Source organism: Gardnerella nova (genome assembly GCF_049244055.1).
GTDB lineage: Bacteria > Actinomycetota > Actinomycetes > Actinomycetales > Bifidobacteriaceae > Bifidobacterium > Bifidobacterium vaginale_H.
Map to the genome: position 1 here is coordinate 439,327 of NZ_CP058369.1, position 19,215 is coordinate 458,541.

Genomic DNA, 19,215 nt, shown 5'->3' on the forward strand with positions numbered 1-19,215 from the left:
AGTGTCAATAAGTCAGGAGGAGCCGCAATGCTCAAGCCAATAGTGCATGATTGTAATGAATGCACTCTTGCTGAACGGATTGGTAGCTCATCTTTAATTGCGTTTGATTTAGATAATACGTTGGCTTGTTCCAGAAAGCCTATGCTTGCCCCCATGGCGGAGGCTTTGAGCAATCTTATTAATGTAATTCCAGTTGCTATTGTAACCGGTGGTTGTCTATCGCTAGTGCAAAGTCAAGTGTTAGATAAACTTCTTCCTGGCACTCAACTTACTCGTTTGCATATTATGCCTACTAATGGTACGAGCTATTATCGCGTGCGCGACGATGCGTCGTTGCAATGTGTTTATGAGCATCGTATTAAATCTGAGCAGGCGGAGCACATTATTGCGGTTATAAAAGAATGTGCTCTACGCATGGGTTTATGGAAAGAACCTGGCGATTCAATGTTGTGGGGAGAGCAGATTGAGAATCGTGGGAGTCAAATTACTTTTTCCGCTTTAGGGCAACTTGCTCCAATTTCGTACAAAAAAGCTTGGGATCCTGCGGGTTCTCTCCAAACGCGGCTTCAAGAATGTGTTGCTCAAGCGCTGCCAGATTTTTCTGTGCGCGCGGGAGGCAACACAAGCATCGATGTATGCTGCCGTGGAGATGATAAAGCACACGCTTTGCGTATGTTAGCTCAGTATTGCGGTTTTTCCGTAGAAAATATTACTTTTATTGGTGACAGAATGTACCCGGGTGGTAATGATTATCCGACTGCTTTTACTGGGGCGTTGGCAGTAAAAGTAGGTAATCCGGAGGATACTTTAGCGCTGTGTCTTGAGGTACTTGCTTATCTTCAGTAGTTTGTATTGCGGAAGATTTATCCACTTTTTGTCCACATTTTTTGCTTAGAAGTAGCTTTTAACCACAATGGTATTTTTTATTTTTAATGCACTGTTGTGTGCTTGTATGCTTTTGATTATGGTTGGGAGACGCAAGGCGATAGGCCAAAATGATAAGCGGCTAGCAAACGTGGTATGGAGAGGGGGAACTGCATACCACGTAGCCGCTTTTCATTCTGCATTCAATTCATTCAATTCATTCACAAAGTCATTATCGAGTTATTTTGCTGATATTCCTTCTCGTATGCCTGGGTGGTATGTTGCGCATTGGCCTGATATTATGCGTGCAATATGGAATATGGTGTTGCCTCGGGGGTGTGCTGGCTGCGATGTTCCGGATGAGGTGCTTTGTAGTACTTGTTGTCGTGCTTTGTGTAGATGGCAACGTGTTCCATTCAAATCGGTAAAGTGTGGGTACCGTTATGCTTGTGGAATTTATGCCGGTACTGTTCGTACGGCAATATTGTCGTGGAAAGATCATCAAGATGTGGCATGTGACACTGTATTTTCGGATTTGATTGCTGATTTAGTAGTATGTGTGATGCGTGAGCTTGCGCAGATTTCCTTAGAGCCTAGAGTTGGAATTCGCATTGCACAAAGTAACAATGAAATAGTAAGTGATACTTGTATTTATGATTGGCAAAAGCCGATACTTGTTGTACCGTTGCCATCTTCTCGTGCTTCTATGCGTAAGCGTGGTCGCCAACACCTGTTTCCTGTTGCGCAAGCTGTTGCCAAGGCATTATGTGTTGCGGGATTTCCGGCTTATGTAGCCAATATTGTTCGTATGGATGCTGCGGTTTCAGCAAAGTCTGTTCAAACAGCTAATGGTTCGCGTGGTCGTTCTCATCGTGCTGCGCACGCTTTTCGAGTTGACTATTGTGCGCTACCTAATCAATGTCTGTTGAGAAGTGAAGTTGGAGATGATTGCGGTAGTGCACTGCAAGTAATTCTTATTGATGATATTGTTACTACTGGTTCGACTATGAGTAGCTGCGCGAGTGTGTTACAGTGTGCTGGAGCAATTCCTGTTGCGGCTTTTTCTATCGCATGCGTGCCTTCTAAAGATGCGCGTGTGGGATGTCAGTCTGTTTCGTTGTAGTCCAACGGTAGTGTAATTTCAAAGTTTGGGCCGCGCTTATCGTCAACTACTTTTACTGTGCCGTGGTGCAAATTCGCCGCCCATCGTGCAATTGACAATCCTAAGCCCGTGCCGCCTGACTCGGTTCCTATGCCTTGGTTGCCTTTGACGAATCTGCGGAAAATATCTGCTCTTGCTTCTTTGGGGATTTGCGCTCCAAAATTGACGACGTTGCTTACAACGGTATGCTGACTATGGTTGATATGTGCGTTGATAAGCACTTCTGTGCCATTGGCGGAGTGCTTGAGTGCATTTGCAATAACGTTGGTAAAAAGTTGCGAAAGTCGAGCGTAATCGCCGCATAAGTTGATAGTGTTATCGATATGAACTGTAATGCGGTGGTTGTGTCCTGCGTCTGCTATTTCCAAAGGTTCAATAATATCGTCAATAAATTCAGCAAGATTAAATGAAGTGATGGTAAGACTTTCAGCTCCAGCTTCAACGCGTGACAAATCAAGTAGAAAAGTAATGAGATCTGCGAGTTTGTGTGTCTGGTTTAGTATGGCTTCCATATTTGATGGTGTTGGTTCTACCACACCGTCAGCAAGATTTTCGAGCATTGCTTGCAGAGCAGACACGGGGGTGCGTAATTCGTGGCTTACGTTAGCTATTAACTCTCGCCGCATGTGATCTGCATGCTCGAGTTCCTCAGCCATTTCGTTAAACGCAGTGGTAAGTTTTCCTACTTCATCGCGCCGATTTTCCACGGCTACGCGAACGGAATAATCTCCTTCTGACATTGCTTCTGCAGCGTCTTTCATTTGACGCAATGGTGCTGTGAGTCCGCGTGAAAAAATGTAAGTAATACCAAGTGCTACAACCAAAGTTAGTGGCATTGCAATCCATCCGTTTAAGCCAGTTTTCAGTAAGAACCATGCCATTACGAATGCGATAGCAGTGGCGAAAACGATAATAATAGAAAGCTCAATTTTTAACGATGAGAAAAATCCGACAGGACGGTTGGGATAATTGTGTTGTTGCGATTTTTCTTGTGATTGCGTGTCCGGCTTGTCGTTGTGTTTTGTGAGCTTATGATTGGAATTATGCTGCGAGGACGGTGTAAAGGTTGGTGTAGTTGGTGTAGCAAACTCACGAGCGGTAGTGTCTGTGGGCTTAATGGCGTCTGATTCTTGGTTGTGTGCTGTGTTTGAAATCATAATGAGTTTTCTACAAAATAATTAAGCGAGTATCAGTGATTCATGGATAATAGCTGATTATTGGAACTGCGTGATATTGCCGCTGCTTATATTGGGCTGGAGTGGAGGAGTTCATTATTTTGCAACTTGTGATTGCAAAACGTGATCGTAATCGTTTAACGGCGGCTCAAATGCGTAGCCTATGCCGTGTACAGTACGAATCCACTCTGAGCCGATTTTATGTCGCAGCGATTTAATATGCGAATCGACGGTGCGAGTTCCAGAAGCATCTGGCCAATCCCACACTTCTTCGAGTAGTTTTTCACGCTTAAAAACAGTGTGCGGATTACGCGCAAGCGTAGCAAGCAAATCAAACTCAGTAGGCGTAAAATGTACCTCTTCATCATGAAGCGTCACTATTCGCTGCCGAGGCCTGATAACAAGCGCCCCAAAGTCCAGTGCGCGTTCGTTCTCCAAGGTTTTGGCGATTTGCGCTGCACGTTCTACGCGACGAAGTAAAGCTGCGCAACGAGCTATTAGTTCGCGAGGAGAAAATGGCTTAGTCATATAATCGTCAGCTCCAGCGCTTAAGCCAACGATTTTATCGGCTTCTGCATCTCGAGCCGTGAGCATAAGAATAGGAACTGGTCTTTTCTCAATAATGCGCCGAGTAGCTTCGATACCATCCATAATGGGAAGCATAATATCCATGATTATTAAATCAGGCTGTAGTTGTTCGGCAGCAGTAACAGCGGACGCTCCATCAGAAGCAACTCGTGCCCGCCATCCTTGTGCAGTGATGCGTTGTGCAATCGCTGTAGCAAGATCTGGCTCGTCTTCCACCACAAGGATGGTACGGGGGACACTGCTAACTGATGGAGCGTTCAGCATGTCTGGTAAAAACCTTTCAGTGTTGTACTGGCTTCAAGAATACTGCACCCAATGCTGGAACGGTAATTCTTGCAGAGTACGGGCGGGAATGATATTCTTCAGCAGCTGCTGTGAAGGTGCCGTTGTGGATATTAGATCCGCAATACTTGGCGTCGTCTGTAGTCAATATTTCTTCCCATTGACCACCCTTTGGCAATGCAACTTGATAATCCTGCCAAGCTTGGCCGGAGAAGTTCACTACCACAACGATTTCTTCACCATCATCGCCAATACGAACATAGCTTAAGGTGTTGTGATCAGAATCGTCGCTGGTGAGCCACTGGAATCCATCTGGAGTAAAGTCTTGGCTCCAGAACGCACGAGAGCTCTTATATAGCGCGTTAAGATCCGCAACAAGCTTCTGTACTCCTTGGTGGAATGGCCACTGAAGCTCGTTCCAGTTGAGAGAAGTATTGAAGTTCCATTCGCTCGATTGGCCAATTTCACCACCCATGAACAGAAGGTTCTTTCCTGGATGAGACCACTGATAGGCGAGCAGTGCACGAAGTCCAGCAAACTGTTGCCATTCATCGCCTGGCATCTTGCCGAGCAAGGATCCCTTGCCGTACACAACTTCGTCGTGGCTCAATGGCAGTACATAGTGCTCGGAATAAGCGTACACCATGGAGAATGTGATTTCGTTGTGATGCCAACGACGATTAATTGGTTCTTCTTTAAGATACTGCAAAGTGTCGTGCATCCAGCCCATATTCCACTTCAAACCGAAGCCTAAGCCGCCCATGTCGGTTGGTGCGGTTACGCCTTGGTATGCAGTAGACTCCTCGGCAATCATCATGATGCCAGGATTATTCTTGTACGCTGTAGCATTTGCTTCCTTAATGAAGTCGATAGCTTCAAGATTCTCGCGTCCACCATAAATATTTGGTCTCCACTGGCCGTTCTCGCGGCTGTAATCCAAGTACAGCATCGAAGAAACAGCGTCAACGCGGAGAGCATCGACATGGTATTCGTCGAGCCAGAAGCAAGCATTAGCAACCAAGAAGTTGCGCACTTCATGACGCCCAAAGTTGAAGATGTAAGTACCCCAATCTGGATGTTCACCACGCATTGGATCTGGATCTTCATACAGAGCTGTGCCATCGAAGCGGCCCAAAGCGAAATCATCCTTAGGGAAGTGGGCTGGCACCCAATCCATAATTACACCAATGCCAGCTTTATGAAGCTTATCAACCAAATACTTGAAATCATCAGGGGAGCCGAGACGAGAATCTACAGCATAGTAACCTGTAACTTGGTAGCCCCAGGATCCAGAGAATGGATATTGCGTAAGTGGCATAAACTCAACGTGAGTAAAGCCTTCTCTTTGCACATAATCAACAAGATGATCTGCAAGCTCACGATAGTTACCAAAATCGCGGTTCCAGCTGTTAGCCTGCACTTCGTAAATACTTATTGGACCATTGTGAGCGTCAGTCTTTGCTCTATGTTCCATCCAAGAAGTGTCATGCCACTTAAATTCAGAATCTACAACGATGGATCCAGTGTTAGGTGGCACTTCGTGCGAGCGCTCCATTGGATCAGCTTTCATAATCCAATTGCCGGACTGCGTGAGAATTTCAAACTTGTATACTTCGCCAGCAGTGACATCTGGAATAAACAGTTCCCAAATTCCGGAAGATCCGAGGGAACGCATGGCGTGACGACGGCCATTCCAATAGTTGAAGTTACCTACTACTCGCACTGCACGCGCATTAGGTGCCCACACAGAAAATGCGGTACCAGTTACTTTCTTCACCATCTTTCCGGTTTCTGGTGAAACAAGTCCCCATGAATCGGTAATCGTCTTAACGTGGGCGCCAAGTGCTTCCCAAAGGCGCTCGTGACGTCCCTCACCGAACAGGTACATGTCAAGTTCGCCAACTTGCGGCAAGTAACGGTATGGATCGTCGTCAGTCGATTCCGATCCGTCAATTTCAACAGTATAAATACGGTAACTTGGCACCGACCAAGTCTTAGCCTTAGCGTGTTTTACTGCAGGAATAACAGCGGTAAAAATACCGTTATATTCGTGCGTTGCTTCATATTCGCCACTCTTAGTAAGAATGACGACTTTCTTAGCCATAGGACGCAATACGCGGACTGTTACGGTATCGGCAAACTTGCCAAATCCAAGATGACCACCGAGAACCTCGTGTGGATTGTAATACTCTGCATTGCTCACCGCAGCTAATACGTCCTGACGGACTGGAACTGCGACTGCATCTTCATTGATGTTAGTAACTGTACTCATGTTGCCTATCATACATGCTTTATTGCCGTAAGTCGCGTGTGTTTCGCACTATTGTGAAAAAATTATGAAAGTTTTTTCAAGTCTTAGGCTTATGAGAAACTGTTATGAGTTTTTCTGTGTGTACGGAGGGTTCTGTGGAATATCAAGTCGGCGATATGGTCGTCTATCCTCGTCACGGTGCGGCTCGTGTTGAAGAAATAAGTGAACGCACTGTAAAGGGTGTAACTCGTCAGTATTTACGCTTAGTAGTGTTATCGTCGGATGGTCTGGAAATCAATGTGCCGGTCGATAACGTCAAAAAAGTAGGCGTACGCGACATTGTTGGTGCTCAAGAAGTTGCGAAAGTGTTTGAAATTTTGCGCACACCAATAATTGAAAAAGAAATGAACTGGTCGCGTCGCTATAAGTTAAACGTTGAAAAAATTGCTACGGGTGACGTTAATAATATTGCGCAGGTTGTCCGAGACTTGTCACAGCGAGACGTGGATGAACACGGATTATCTGCCGGCGAAAAGCGTATGCTTGCTCGCGCACGCAGCATTTTAATTTCTGAAATTGCTTTGTCTGAAAAGATTGATGAGCAGGAAGCTGAGCGTCTTCTCGATGTAAATCTTGGCTATAAAGATCCGCAGCCAGGTGACGAGCATCACCATACTGTTGCTCCTGAAGAACCTGCCGATCAGACCTTGGCTTTGCTTGAAGAGCGGAACAAGAAGTCTAAGAAAAAGTAGTCCGCAAGCAGCATGCACTGTGACAGCATATACTGCTCTAACTGCTGTTGTCATAAATTGTTCAATTAGTTTTGACATGTGAACTGTACGTATAAAAAATCTCCTGCATATTCTGCAGGAGATTTTTTCATGTCTAGGTGTCTTTATTGCTTACTTGCCTGGGTCCTGTTGACCTTCATGAGAGTCCTTAGGATTCGTGTTTTCAACTACGCGAGGCTTTTCAGTAATAGGCTTTTTAGTGTTTTCTTGGTCCTCATTCTTACGCATTGCTTTGGTTTCTTCTAACGCGTTATGAATGTCGTCGCAAATTTTCATAATCCACTGATTGAGAGTATTCGCGTATTTTGGCATTAATTCGCTGACGCGTACTGTGGCAGTGTAGCTTCTTCCCGCTATACCGTTGAGGAAATTAAGCGTATCGTTTCCTTGCTGACTATTGCCAATAAGTATGTCAATTCCACGTTCTTCAATAAGTTTTTGGAATGCTTCGATACTTGAACGCTGCGGGTCAGTATTATTACTTACTGCTTCTGCATATTCTTTAGGAGTGCTGCTTTTTAAATTCAAATCCGACATAAGCCAGAAAAGAATAGGTGAAGTTTCAGCATACTTTACATTGCCATTTTCTTTCGCAAAGTTTTGCAGGAAAGTAGTAAGTTTCTTTTCGTTCTTTTGCCAATTCGCTAAACGTTGTGCAAAAGCGCGCTTTTTAGAAGGCTGAATCCTCGAAAAAGTATCGGCCATAGAAGAAGCCATAGCTTCTCTTGCGTCATGGGAAAACCAAAGATATGGATTATCTCCGTTTAATGCGCCTACCGTTGCGGCAGCACTGATAACTTCAGCTTTCTTAGGGCGAATTTTATTAGCCCAATCATCGTAGCCAGCTCCGTTGGTAACCATAACTTGCGCGTTTTGTATTTTTTGTAAGTCTCGAGAGCGAGGTTTGAAAGAGGAGGTATCTGCAGTGGCTCCTGTCATAAGGGAAGTGACTTTAATATCGTTGCCGCCGATTTCTCGAGCTAAGCTGCCCCATGTGTCAACTGTGGAGATAACAGTAATATGTGGAGCTGCCGATGGAGTTTTTACTTGAGGTTTTGATTCTGGTTGACCGCAAGCGGCAAAACCTAATACTATTGCAGCCGCCATGAAGCATACTGAAGCAGTTTTGCTGATTTTTTTCATGGCATGAATGATGGTACGCATCGCTGTGATTCCTCCCGTGTTAAACGATGTGTCGGCGCTCGCATACAGTACAGCTCGACTCCTACTGATCACATACTTCCATACTTCACGATAGCCTATCCTTACGAATTGTGCGAGTTGGGAGGAACGATTCATGACTGTAGTGCTCGATGGCAGTACATTGGCTAGTAAGATTAAAAAAGATTTGGCTAAGCGTGTAGCAGAATTACGCGAACGTGGCATGGAACCGGGATTAGGTACATTATTGGTTGGTGAAGATCCAGGTTCGGTAAAGTATGTTGCCGGAAAACACAAGGATTGTGAGGAAGTTGGGATTCGATCTATTCGTTGTGAGTTGCCAGATACCGCTAGTGAAGCGGATATTTTGCAGGCTATAGACAAGCTCAATAACGATCCTTCGTGCACGGGTTTTATTGTTCAGTTGCCTTTACCTAAAAATGTGAATTTTCAAAAAGTGATTGCTGCTATCGATCCGTTGAAGGATTGCGATGGCATGCACCCGTATAACTTGGGTGAGTTGGTGACGCATGTTTCTGGGGATATTACAACTCCATTGCCTTGCACACCTAGAGGAATCTTAGCTTTGCTTGACGAATATAATATTGATCTTTCTGGGAAAGAAGTTTGTGTTTTAGGTCGTGGCATAACAGTTGGAAGAACTATTGGTCTTCTTCTTACGCGAAGAGGAGTGGATGCTACTGTCACGTTGTGTCATACTCGTACGCACAATGTGCAAGAGATTATGCGTCGTTCTGACGTTATTATTGCAGCAATGGGTTGCGCTGGTTTTGTAAAGCCAGAGGATGTCAAGCCTGGTGCAGTGCTTGTCGACGTTGGCGTATCTCGAGTTTTTGATGAGGAAGCTGGCAGGTATCGCGTAAAGGGCGATGTTGATCCGGCTTGTCGTGAAATTGCTGGGGCGTATTCTCCAAACCCGGGCGGGGTAGGACCTATGACTCGCGCGATGCTTCTGGCGAATGTTGTTGATATGGCTGAGAGAGCACTTGATAAGCAATGAGTGCGACACGCCCGAAGTAAAACGGTAATTTTGGCTATGCCTGTATATAACATTGACAGAGCGCGTGTATAGTGCATGCGCAAGAATAAACGCATAATTTAATATCGAGTAATATCCACCCCAAGAAGAAACCACTAATAAATAATGGCAGAGAATAATAACGAAGTCGCCAAGGTTGCGATTAATGATATTGGCACCGAAGAAGACTTCATCAAGGCAGTCGATTCAACCATCAAGAATTTTGATGATGGTGATTTAGTTGAAGGTACCGTCGTAAAGATTGATCACGACGAAGTATTGTTGGACATCGGCTACAAGACTGAAGGTGTAATTCCTTCCCGTGAACTTTCCATCAAGAAAGACGTTGATCCAGATGACGTTGTCGAAGTTGGCGACACCATCGAAGCCCTTGTTGTCACTAAGGAAGACAAGGAAGGACGTCTTATTCTCTCCAAGAAGCGTGCACAGTATGAGCGTGCTTGGGGCGATATCGAGAAGATTAAGGATGCTGACGGTATTGTTGAAGGTACCGTTATTGAGGCTGTTAAGGGTGGCTTGATTGTTGACATCGGTCTTCGTGGCTTCCTCCCAGCTTCCTTGGTTGAGATGCGTCGCGTTCGTGATCTCTCTCCATACATCGGCCAGAAGATTAAGGCTAAGATTCTCGAGCTCGATAAGAACCGCAACAATGTTGTGCTTTCTCGTCGTCAGTTCCTTGAGGAAACCCAGTCTGAAGTTCGTGAGACCTTCCTTTCGCAGCTTAAGAAGGGTCAGATTCGTGAAGGCGTTGTGTCTTCTATCGTGAACTTCGGCGCATTTGTTGATCTCGGCGGTGTTGACGGTCTCATTCACGTGTCTGAGCTTTCTTGGAAGCACATCGATCACCCATCTGAGGTTGTTAAGGTTGGCGATAAGGTTACCGTTGAAGTTCTCGACGTTGATCTCGATCGCGAACGTATTTCCCTTTCCCTTAAGGCAACTCAGGAAGATCCATGGCAGCGCTTCGCTCGCACCCATGTTCCTGGACAGGTTGTTAAGGGCAAGGTCACCAAGATCGTTCAGTTCGGTGTGTTCATCTCCGTTGAAGACGGCATTGAGGGCTTGGTTCACATTTCTGAGCTTGCAAACCGTCACGTAGAGAATCCAGAAACTGTTGTTAAGGCTAACGAAGAAGTATTCGTGAAGGTTATCGACGTAGATCTCGATCGTCGTCGCATTTCCCTCTCCTTGAAGCAAGCTACTGAAGCTGTTGATCCAAATTCTGAAGATTTCGATCCAGCTCTCTACGGCATGCCAGCTGAATATGATGCTGAAGGCAACTACAAGTACCCAGAAGGCTTCGATCCAAACACTAATGAGTGGATGGCTGGCTACGAGCAGCAGCGCGAAGAGTGGGAAGCTCAGTATGCTGCAGCTCACGAGCTTTGGGAAGAGCACAAGGCATTCGCTGCTAAGGAACTTGCAGCTGCAGCTGAATCTGCTGCTGCTGATGGCCAGAGCGAAGAAGCCGAAAAGAAGTCAGCTAAGGAAGAAAAGAAGGAAGAAGTTGCTTCCAACTATTCTTCTGAAGCATCTAACGAAGGTGCTTTAGCTGATTCCGATCAGCTTGCAGCTTTGCGCGAACAGCTTTTGAGCGAAAAGAAGTAGTTTCTACTTTCTACTAGAACCTTATTAACAATTGCCCTGATGAGTGATTATCGGGGCAATTTTGTTTATGTTTGACTACTATTTTGAGTATGTTTTACGAGTATTTTTGTGACTCAAGTTTTGTAATTAAATATAGGTACAATTAATTTTCTTTTAAGAATCATGATTATATGATGCTTTTAAACATTAATCATAATTATTAAAAGGATTGGTGAAGATTATGAGCACGTTTGACAACAATCAGAAAAATGCTCAGTTCCCTTCATATGATGGGAATAGTTCGGAGAACATTAAAGCAACTTTAGTAAGTTCGCGCAATAAAATTGTTGCAGGTTTGCTAGCAATTTTCTTAGGATCTTTAGGTATCCACAATTTTTACCTTGGTTTTAAAGGCAAGGCTATTGCCCAATTGTTGATTTCTGTTCTTTCTATTGGTTTGCTTGCAGGTATTTCGATTATATGGTCATGTGTTGAAGGCATTTTGATTCTTTGCTCAAAGCCTGGAACTAAGTGGCATAAGGATGCTGATGGTGCTGAGTTAAAAGACTAAAACAAATATTTAGTATTAAGATTTATAAGTAATTTTACAAATAAAAGATGCGTTTTAGAATTCAATTTCCAAAACGCATCTTTTATTTTTATGCCTAAAACATTAGAAGAAATGAATAATATAGCAAATGCACTTATTCTTTAATATTGCATATTTTTTAATTTCATTAATGCTGCAGAGATAATTAGTACTTATATAACGATGGTTATGTAAAATCAAATATGCATATGTCGATTAAATATGTTGTGTTGTGATACGGATAGTAGCTTGTATAAAGGGTTTTTATGAAGAATATTGAAATTAAAAAATTAGATTATTTAGAAGCCAAAGATAATATGAATATAATTTTAGATTTATATCTAAAAGCATTCCCTAAAGAACTAGATCGTATAGATAATGTTCGTGAACGCATATTAGATAGTTTGAAATATAACAATAGTGCGCTTTTACTTGTTGCTGCGATGAATAATCGTATTATCGGTGTTTTATATGGCATAGAATTATTACAAGATAATTGGTATGCGAATCAAATTAAGCCATTTTTATCAGAAAATTATGATTGGTTCAACCAAAGCTTAGAGCTAAATGAGTTGTTTGTAGACACCGAATTTCAGCATTTAGGTGTGGGCAGTGCGCTTATGAAGAAAGTCGAAAATCTTGAATTATATAAAACAATAATTTTATCTACAAAAAAAGATAACAATGCTGTTGCTTTAGATTTTTATAACAAGCTTGGATACAGTTTATTAACCGATAATTGGAAATCCTATTACGGGCCTATTTACTGCGTACTATATAAGAAGTTTTAGTAGGGTCAATGAAAATTTACACTATTGTGAGAAATGTATCGTTTATAATCAAAATATGACAATGATGCGGATTGCTGTAACGGGCGGAATTGCAGCTGGGAAATCTACTGTAGTGAACCATTTGCGAAATCTAGGTGCGTTTATTATAGATTACGATGTTTTAGCGCGTAAAGTAGTGGAACCAGGAAGCGCAGTATTGCAGCAAATAGTAGACATTTTTGGGGAAAGTGCCGTTAAGAATGATGGTTCATTAAATCGTGCGTTTATTGCAGAGCATATTTTTGGCGATGACGATGTGCATAAGCAAGCGTTAAGTAAGATTGAGTCTATAATTCATCCTGCTATTTATGATTTAGCGAAGACTTTAGAAAGTGAATATGTTAATAAAATTTCTGAAGAAAATTGCAATATATTAGGTAGCATGAGTTCAGTTATTGTGCACGATATTCCGCTGCTTGCACAAGTAATAGGCAGCATTCCATTTAGTTTTGACCATATTATTACAGTTGAAGCGCCTAAAGATGTTCGCATTGCGCGAATGATAAGCGAGCGCAAAATGAGCCAGAATCAGGCGCAGCAGCGCATAAATAATCAAGTTGAAGAGATTGAGCGCAAAAAAATCGCGGATTTTGTAGTTGATTCCACAAAGCCTATGGAAGTTATGCTTAAAAGCGTTGATTCAAAAATTAAAATGTGGATGAGTAAGGAGCATTAGAGACCCATGGATAAGTCGCAAGCAACCGCGCGATTGTTAGGCTTTAATAAAATAAATAAAATGCTCTTAATGCTCTTGGAGAAAAATAATGTCGAATAAAATTCAGCGCACAAACAAGCCTTTTGTAGTAAAAGCGCCATACAAGCCTTCTGGAGACCAGCCGCAAGCAATCGACGAGCTGGCAAATCGCATTGAAAACGGCGAAAACGATGTTGTTTTAATGGGTGCTACGGGAACTGGTAAAACTGCTACAACAGCTTGGCTTATTGAGCGTTTGCAACGGCCGACGCTTATTATTGAACCGAATAAAACTTTGGCAGCTCAGCTTTGTGCGGAGTTCCGTGAGCTGATGCCAGATAATGCTGTGAGCTATTTTGTGTCTTACTACGATTACTATCAGCCGGAAGCGTATATTCCGCAAACAGACACGTATATTGAAAAAGACTCGAATATTAACGATGATGTTGAGCGTCTTCGTCATGCTGCTACAGCGAATTTGCTTACGCGACGGGATTGCGTTGTTGTTGCTACAGTTTCTTGTATTTATGGACTTGGTACTCCGGAGGAGTATGCCGAGCGAATGCTTATGTTAAGCGTTGGTGAGCAGCTTGAGCGGGACGATTTATTGCGTCAATTTGTGAGCATGCAATACAAGCGCAATGACATTGCTTTTACGCGTGGAACTTTTAGAGTGCGCGGTGACACAGTTGAGATTATTCCAGTGTATGAGGAATTAGCTGTGAGAATTGAGTTCTTCGGTGACGAAATCGACAGAATTACCATGCTGCATCCGCTTACAGGAGAAGTAATTCGCAAGGAGAGTAGTGTCCATATTTTCCCAGCGTCGCATTATATTGCAGGGCCGGAGCGCATGGAGCGTGCGTTAGAGGCGATTGAGAAAGAGCGTGACGATAGGGTAGCGCAGCTTAAAAAGCAGAATAAATTGCTGGAAGCTCAGCGTTTGGAGATGCGAACTACGTACGATTTGGAAATGTTGCGTCAGGTTGGAGTGTGCCCAGGAGTGGAGAATTATTCGAGGCATTTTGACGGCCGCGATGCAGGCACGCCTCCGCATACTTTGCTTGACTTTTTCCCAGACGACTTTTTGCTAGTTTTGGACGAGTCGCACGTAACTGTGCCGCAAATCGGAGCCATGTATGAAGGTGACGCTTCTCGCAAAAGAACGCTTGTAGAGCATGGTTTTAGGCTTCCTTCTGCAATGGATAATCGTCCGCTAAAGTGGAAAGAATTTTTGGAGCGCGTTGGTCAAACCGTGTATCTTTCTGCAACGCCTGGAGATTACGAGCTTGGACTTTCGGATGGCGTAGTTGAGCAGATTATTAGGCCTACTGGTTTGCTTGACCCTAAGATTGAGGTTCGCCCTGTGGAAGGCCAGGTTGACGATTTGCTTGCGGAGATCAAGGCGCGAGTGGCAAAAGATGAGCGTGTGCTTGTTACTACGCTTACCAAGAAAATGGCGGAAGACTTAACTGATTACTTCCTTGAGCTTGGTATTAAAGTTGAGTACTTGCATTCGGATGTTGATACTTTGCGCAGAGTGGAGCTTTTGCGCGAGCTTCGCGAAGGCAAAATTGATGTGATTGTTGGTATTAATTTGCTTCGTGAGGGTTTGGATTTGCCGGAGGTTTCGCTTGTTGCGATTTTGGATGCAGATAAAGAAGGCTTCTTAAGATCTTACCGTTCGCTTATTCAAACGATTGGTCGCGCTGCTCGTAACGTTTCTGGAACTGTGCTTATGTATGCGGATACTGTTACGGATGCTATGAGTAAGGCGATTAGTGAGACAGAGCGTCGACGCGAAAAGCAAATAGCGTATAACAAAGCGCATGGAATTGATCCTAAGCCTTTGCGAAAGAAGATTAGTGATGTGAACGACATGCTTGCTAAAGAGGATGTTGATACGCAAACTTTGCTAGCGGGCGGTTACAGGAATGCTAATAAGGCTGGTAACTCGCATTATGGTGTGCCAAAAGAGCCGAATCTTGGGCTGCAAAGTAAAGAAAAGCGTATGGCTAATATTTCTGAATTGCCGCAGGATGAGATTATGTCGCTGATTAAAAATTTGAGCGATCAAATGCATGTTGCTGCTGAGCAACTGCAGTTTGAGTTGGCTGCTCGTCTACGCGACGAAATACGCGATCTAAAGAAAGAGTTGCGTCAAATAAGCGAAGCTCAAAGTTAACAAATAGCTATTATTTAAGTATTGGTCGAGTATTTTATGTGATTTTCTGTGAACGTTCACAAAACGCCGAATAAATGTGGTAAGCGGTCACAATACGTTGATACACTAGAAAGCGGAATTGGGTGTTTTGCGGTTGTATCGTTAAAGCGCTCATGAAAAATAAACAGAAATAGAAAATAGGTAGGCATTATGCGTAAAGCCAAAATCGTTGATACTATTGGTCCAGCTACCGAATCGTTGGAAGGTATTACCAAGCTTGTTGAAGCTGGTATGGATGTTGCTCGTTTGAACCGTTCTCACGGCACTCCTGAAGATCATTTGCGTGTGTACAACAACGTTCGCGCAGCTTCCAAGTCCACCGGCCGCAATGTTGCTGCTCTTGTTGATTTGCAGGGTCCAAAGATTCGCTGCGGTTGGTTCAAGAAGAACGCTGATGGTGAAGATAAGGTTTATTTGGAAGAAGGCCAGGAGTTCATCATCACTACCGATGATGTTGAAGGCGATGAACACCGCACTTCTACCACTTTCAAGGGTTTGCCAGGTGATTGCCACGCAGGCGATCCAATCCTTATCGATGATGGTAAGGTTCGCCTTGAAGTAACCAAGGTTGAAGGCAACGACGTTCACACCAAGGTTATTGTTGCTGGCCCAGTTTCCAGCCACAAGGGCATTAACCTCCCAGGTGTTGCAGTTTCGCTCCCAGCTTTGACTGAAAAGGATGAGGCTGATCTTCGTTGGGCTATTCGCACTGGCGCTGATATTATCGCTATGTCCTTCGTGCGTTTCGCTACCGATATTGATCGCGCTCACGAAATCATGGACGAAGAAGGTCGTCGTATTCCGATCGTTGCCAAGATTGAGAAGCCACAGGCTGTTGAAAACTTGGAAGAGATTGTTAAGACCTTCGATGGCATTATGGTTGCTCGTGGTGACATGGCAGTGGAAATGCCTCTTGAAGAGGTTCCACTGGTTACCAAGCGTTGCATCGAGCTTTCTCGTCGCTACGCAAAGCCAGTTATCGTTGCTACTGAAGTTCTTGGCACCATGGTCAACTCTCCAGTTCCAACCCGTGCAGAAGCCTCTGACTGCGCTAACGCTGTTCTCGACGGTGCTGACGCAACCATGACTTCTAACGAAACTGCTGTTGGTAAGTATCCTGCAGTAACTGTTCAAACCATGTCTCGCATTTCTCAGTATGCTACTGAGCACGGCTACGATCGTATTCCTGCTGTTGAGCTTGACATGTCTAGCACCGGCGCTGTGTCTTCTGCTGCCGTTGATTTGGCTGACAAGCTTAACGCTAAGGCTATTGTTGCCTACACTCAGACTGGTCGTACGGTTCATCGCATTTCTCGCGAACGTCCAACCGCTCCAATTTACGGCTTGACCAACAATGAGCACACCTATCGTTGGTTGGCTTTGAGCTGGGGTACTGAAGGCTTCTTGATTGATGAAGATTACCATGACATGAATCGTCACGATTTGATGATCTTCACCGACAAGGTTCTTCGTGAGGCTGGTAAGGTTTCCGACGGTGATCAGATTGTTATCTTGAGCACTGCTCAGGGTGAACGTCAGGCTGGCCGTACGGATTCCATCTACGTACACACCGTTGGTGCTTGCGACTAATCTTAACTAAGTTTCGTATATGTGCAATTAATCTAATTTGATTATTTGTAAGCATATACGTAGGAATATTTAGTTTGTATAATGCGCGCTTTCTGTTTTGCAGTTTGCGCGCATTACTATTAGTGAATACCTGTTTGTCGCTCTATTTGCGACACGCCAAAATGTGTGAGGTATTTGCATACGGCTAAAAGTGTGCTATAGTCAACAAGTCGCGCAAAAACGCGGAAAATTAAAAATGCCCCTGTATCCCAATTGGTAGAGGAAACAGCCTCAAAATCTGTGCAGTGTGAGTTCGAGTCTCACCGGGGGCACGTGCACAACGTCACTTAGCTTGCTGAGTGACGTTTTTTATTTCGTTTTAATATTCAGACATAAATGATAAAGCGTATAATAATAAAAGCATTTTCGCACAATGAAACAATGAATGTGCTGTACGTAATGTGAAAGGAACGAAGATGATCCACAGTGCACAATTGCAAATAAGTGAGCGTAAAAAAAGTAATTATGCTTGCAAATTAATTAATAATTACAGGCGTAATTTAATGCTTGTGTCATGTGCTGCAATTGCTGCTGTAGCAACAGTGTTAATGTGCGTTTTCACTATTGTTCCTGCCTCTCCAGCATTTGCTTCAACTAAATCAACAAACGGTCTTCCGCCAAAAGGCGTTATTGTTACGGCTTTTCAACAGAACTGGAGGAGTATTGCCAAGGAGTGCAAAGAAACGTACGGTCCTGAAGGCGTTAAGTACGTTCAGGTGTCGCCTCCGGAAGATCATATTAAAGGTAAGGCTTGGTGGACTTCTTACCAGCCTGTGAGCTACAATCTAAATTCTAAACTTGGCACTGAAGCTGAGTTTAAGAATATGATTACTACATGTAAAGCGGCAAAGGTTGGAATTATTGTAGATGCTGTAATTAATCACACAACTGGTGCTGGTAATAAGGATACTGTGGGCGTTGGTGGAAGCAAATATGATGCTGCTAACCAGAGCTATCCAGACGCTGGTTACACAAAAGATGATTTTCATCAAATAGATAAAGATATTTACACGTATAGGGATGCTCAAGTAGTTTGGAATTATCGTTTAGTTGGTTTGCTTGATTTGGATACGTCTAAGCCGCATGTGCAGCAAATTCTTGGTAACTATTTTGCGAAATTGCTAAAAATGGGAGTTGCTGGCTTCCGCGTGGACGCTGTAAAGCATATTGCGCCAAACGAGATGAAAGCTATTAAGAAGGCTGCATCCGAGGCGAGCGGGATTAAGCCTGAAAACATTTGGTGGATGCAGGAAACGATTGGGGACAGCAATGGTGCGAAAGAAAATCAGCCAGATAAATATGTTGGAACTGGTGAAGTAGATGAGTTTGAGTATTCGTACCGTTTGCGCAATTATTTCTCTGGATCGATTGACAATTTGAAGCATATTACAGATGGTCTTATTCCTAATAAGAGTGCTGCTATTTTTGTTACCAATTGGGATACTGAGCGAGATAATGCCACAAGCGTTCTTACTTACAAAGATGGCAAGTTGTATGAGCTTGCAAACGCTTTTATGCTTGCTTACCCGTATGGTACGCCAAATGTTTATTCTGGATACAAGTTTAGTGAGCGTGACGAAGGTGCTCCTGGCGCAACTGAAACGTCTGTTCCTGATGCAAGCTGTGGCAAGGATTCAAAGTGGCAGTGCACTCAGCGCTGGACTTCTATTCGTGGCATGATTGGTTTCTATAACGCTGTGAAAGATACGAAAGTAACTAAGTGGCAGGATGACGAAAGTAATAATATTGCTTTTAGCCGCGGAAATAAGGGTTTCTTCGCTATTAATAATGGCGATAAGCAAAATGATGTTAAGTATGATACTGACTTGTCAGACGGTGAGTATTGCAATGTTTATGCGTCAAAGACTTGCGATAAAACCGTAACCATTAGCGGTGGGAAAGTTGAAACTACGATTCCTGCGCATTCTGCAGTGGCTTTGCATATTAAGGCTGTGAAGCATTTTGGTAACAGTGGGGTTGTTAATAAAATATTGCTAATATTTGCTGCTATTTTTATAGCTTTGGTTGTTACCTTGGCTTTGCGTTTTAAGAAAGGAAAAGACGATTTCAAAAATAAAAGTACTAACAATTGAGAATAGTGTTAAGTTTTAATTGAAGAGTATGCTTCAATCAGAATCGTACTAACATTATTACAATTTTTAGTTACTTTTTGCAATATTGTCAATATGTCGGTGATATAATTACCTCCGCTTATATTGCGCATTTATGCGATGGCTAGCAACATAGTTGTACTAGCCATCGTTTGCGTATTTAAGCTATTAGTGCGTCCAAAGAAGAAACGCGCTGATACCAATGGAGGAAAGGAAA

General features: G+C 43.5%; 15 protein-coding genes and 1 tRNA gene. 12 read left to right on the top strand and 4 right to left on the bottom strand.

Annotated elements, in window-relative coordinates:
• Nucleotides 1-27: 27 nt before the first annotated feature.
• Together HXT56_RS01950 and HXT56_RS01955 are read left to right on the top strand one after the other, a co-directional pair.
• Nucleotides 28-846 carry an HAD-IIB family hydrolase gene (locus tag HXT56_RS01950; protein WP_421778302.1) on the top strand — a complete coding sequence of 273 codons (819 nt, stop codon included), beginning with the start codon at nt 28-30 and terminating at the stop codon, nt 844-846.
• A gap of 283 nt (nt 847-1,129) precedes the next feature.
• Nucleotides 1,130-1,987, top strand: coding sequence for a ComF family protein (locus tag HXT56_RS01955; RefSeq protein ID WP_421778303.1), 858 nt, complete (start codon nt 1,130-1,132; stop codon nt 1,985-1,987).
• Here HXT56_RS01955 and HXT56_RS01960 read toward each other — a convergent pair.
• The 3 genes from HXT56_RS01960 to glgB form a co-directional block, all read right to left on the bottom strand.
• Complete coding sequence (locus tag HXT56_RS01960; protein WP_116711588.1) at nt 1,969-3,183, bottom strand: sensor histidine kinase; 1,215 nt, start codon at nt 3,181-3,183, stop codon at nt 1,969-1,971. The genes HXT56_RS01955 and HXT56_RS01960 overlap by 19 nt on opposite strands.
• Nucleotides 3,184-3,297: 114 nt before the next feature.
• Complete coding sequence (locus HXT56_RS01965) at nt 3,298-4,053, bottom strand: response regulator transcription factor (protein ID WP_116711589.1); 756 nt, start codon at nt 4,051-4,053, stop codon at nt 3,298-3,300.
• Nucleotides 4,054-4,069: 16 nt separating this feature from the next.
• A complete protein-coding gene (glgB, locus tag HXT56_RS01970; RefSeq protein WP_421778304.1) occupies nt 4,070-6,343 on the bottom strand; it encodes a 1,4-alpha-glucan branching protein GlgB in 2,274 nt (757 codons plus the stop codon).
• A 134-nt stretch (nt 6,344-6,477) separates the two neighbouring features.
• On the opposite strand from glgB, the gene HXT56_RS01975 reads away from it, so the two are divergent.
• A complete protein-coding gene (locus tag HXT56_RS01975; protein WP_205727502.1) occupies nt 6,478-7,074 on the top strand; it encodes a CarD family transcriptional regulator in 597 nt (198 codons plus the stop codon).
• 150 nt (nt 7,075-7,224) lie between these two features.
• On the opposite strand, the gene HXT56_RS01980 is transcribed toward HXT56_RS01975, so the two are convergent.
• Nucleotides 7,225-8,277: a metal ABC transporter solute-binding protein, Zn/Mn family gene (locus HXT56_RS01980; protein ID WP_116711592.1), complete on the bottom strand. Its 1,053-nt coding sequence runs from the start codon at nt 8,275-8,277 to the stop codon at nt 7,225-7,227.
• Nucleotides 8,278-8,410: 133 nt separating this feature from the next.
• Between HXT56_RS01980 and HXT56_RS01985 the strand changes: the two genes are divergently transcribed.
• From HXT56_RS01985 to HXT56_RS02025, 9 genes are all read left to right on the top strand, one after another.
• On the top strand, nt 8,411-9,295 hold the full coding sequence (locus HXT56_RS01985) for a bifunctional methylenetetrahydrofolate dehydrogenase/methenyltetrahydrofolate cyclohydrolase (RefSeq protein ID WP_250309335.1): 885 nt from the start codon (nt 8,411-8,413) through the stop codon (nt 9,293-9,295).
• A 144-nt stretch (nt 9,296-9,439) separates the two neighbouring features.
• Nucleotides 9,440-10,942: a 30S ribosomal protein S1 gene (gene rpsA, locus HXT56_RS01990; protein ID WP_421778305.1), complete on the top strand. Its 1,503-nt coding sequence runs from the start codon at nt 9,440-9,442 to the stop codon at nt 10,940-10,942.
• Nucleotides 10,943-11,162: 220 nt separating this feature from the next.
• Nucleotides 11,163-11,492 carry a TM2 domain-containing protein gene (locus HXT56_RS01995; protein WP_116711594.1) on the top strand — a complete coding sequence of 110 codons (330 nt, stop codon included), beginning with the start codon at nt 11,163-11,165 and terminating at the stop codon, nt 11,490-11,492.
• Between the two features lie 284 nt (nt 11,493-11,776).
• The gene (locus HXT56_RS02000; RefSeq protein WP_421778306.1) at nt 11,777-12,301 is read left to right on the top strand and encodes a GNAT family N-acetyltransferase; all 525 of its coding nucleotides are present in this window, start codon (nt 11,777-11,779) and stop codon (nt 12,299-12,301) included.
• 55 nt (nt 12,302-12,356) lie between these two features.
• On the top strand, nt 12,357-13,016 hold the full coding sequence (coaE, locus tag HXT56_RS02005) for a dephospho-CoA kinase (RefSeq protein WP_421778307.1): 660 nt from the start codon (nt 12,357-12,359) through the stop codon (nt 13,014-13,016).
• 88 nt (nt 13,017-13,104) lie between these two features.
• A complete protein-coding gene (gene uvrB / locus HXT56_RS02010; protein ID WP_421778308.1) occupies nt 13,105-15,219 on the top strand; it encodes an excinuclease ABC subunit UvrB in 2,115 nt (704 codons plus the stop codon).
• A gap of 189 nt (nt 15,220-15,408) precedes the next feature.
• On the top strand, nt 15,409-16,848 hold the full coding sequence (gene pyk, locus HXT56_RS02015; protein ID WP_116711604.1) for a pyruvate kinase: 1,440 nt from the start codon (nt 15,409-15,411) through the stop codon (nt 16,846-16,848).
• Nucleotides 16,849-17,085: 237 nt separating this feature from the next.
• Nucleotides 17,086-17,159: transfer RNA gene (locus HXT56_RS02020), tRNA-Leu, on the top strand.
• Between the two features lie 276 nt (nt 17,160-17,435).
• The gene (locus HXT56_RS02025; protein WP_421778524.1) at nt 17,436-18,980 is read left to right on the top strand and encodes an alpha-amylase; all 1,545 of its coding nucleotides are present in this window, start codon (nt 17,436-17,438) and stop codon (nt 18,978-18,980) included.
• Nucleotides 18,981-19,215 lie beyond the last annotated feature (235 nt).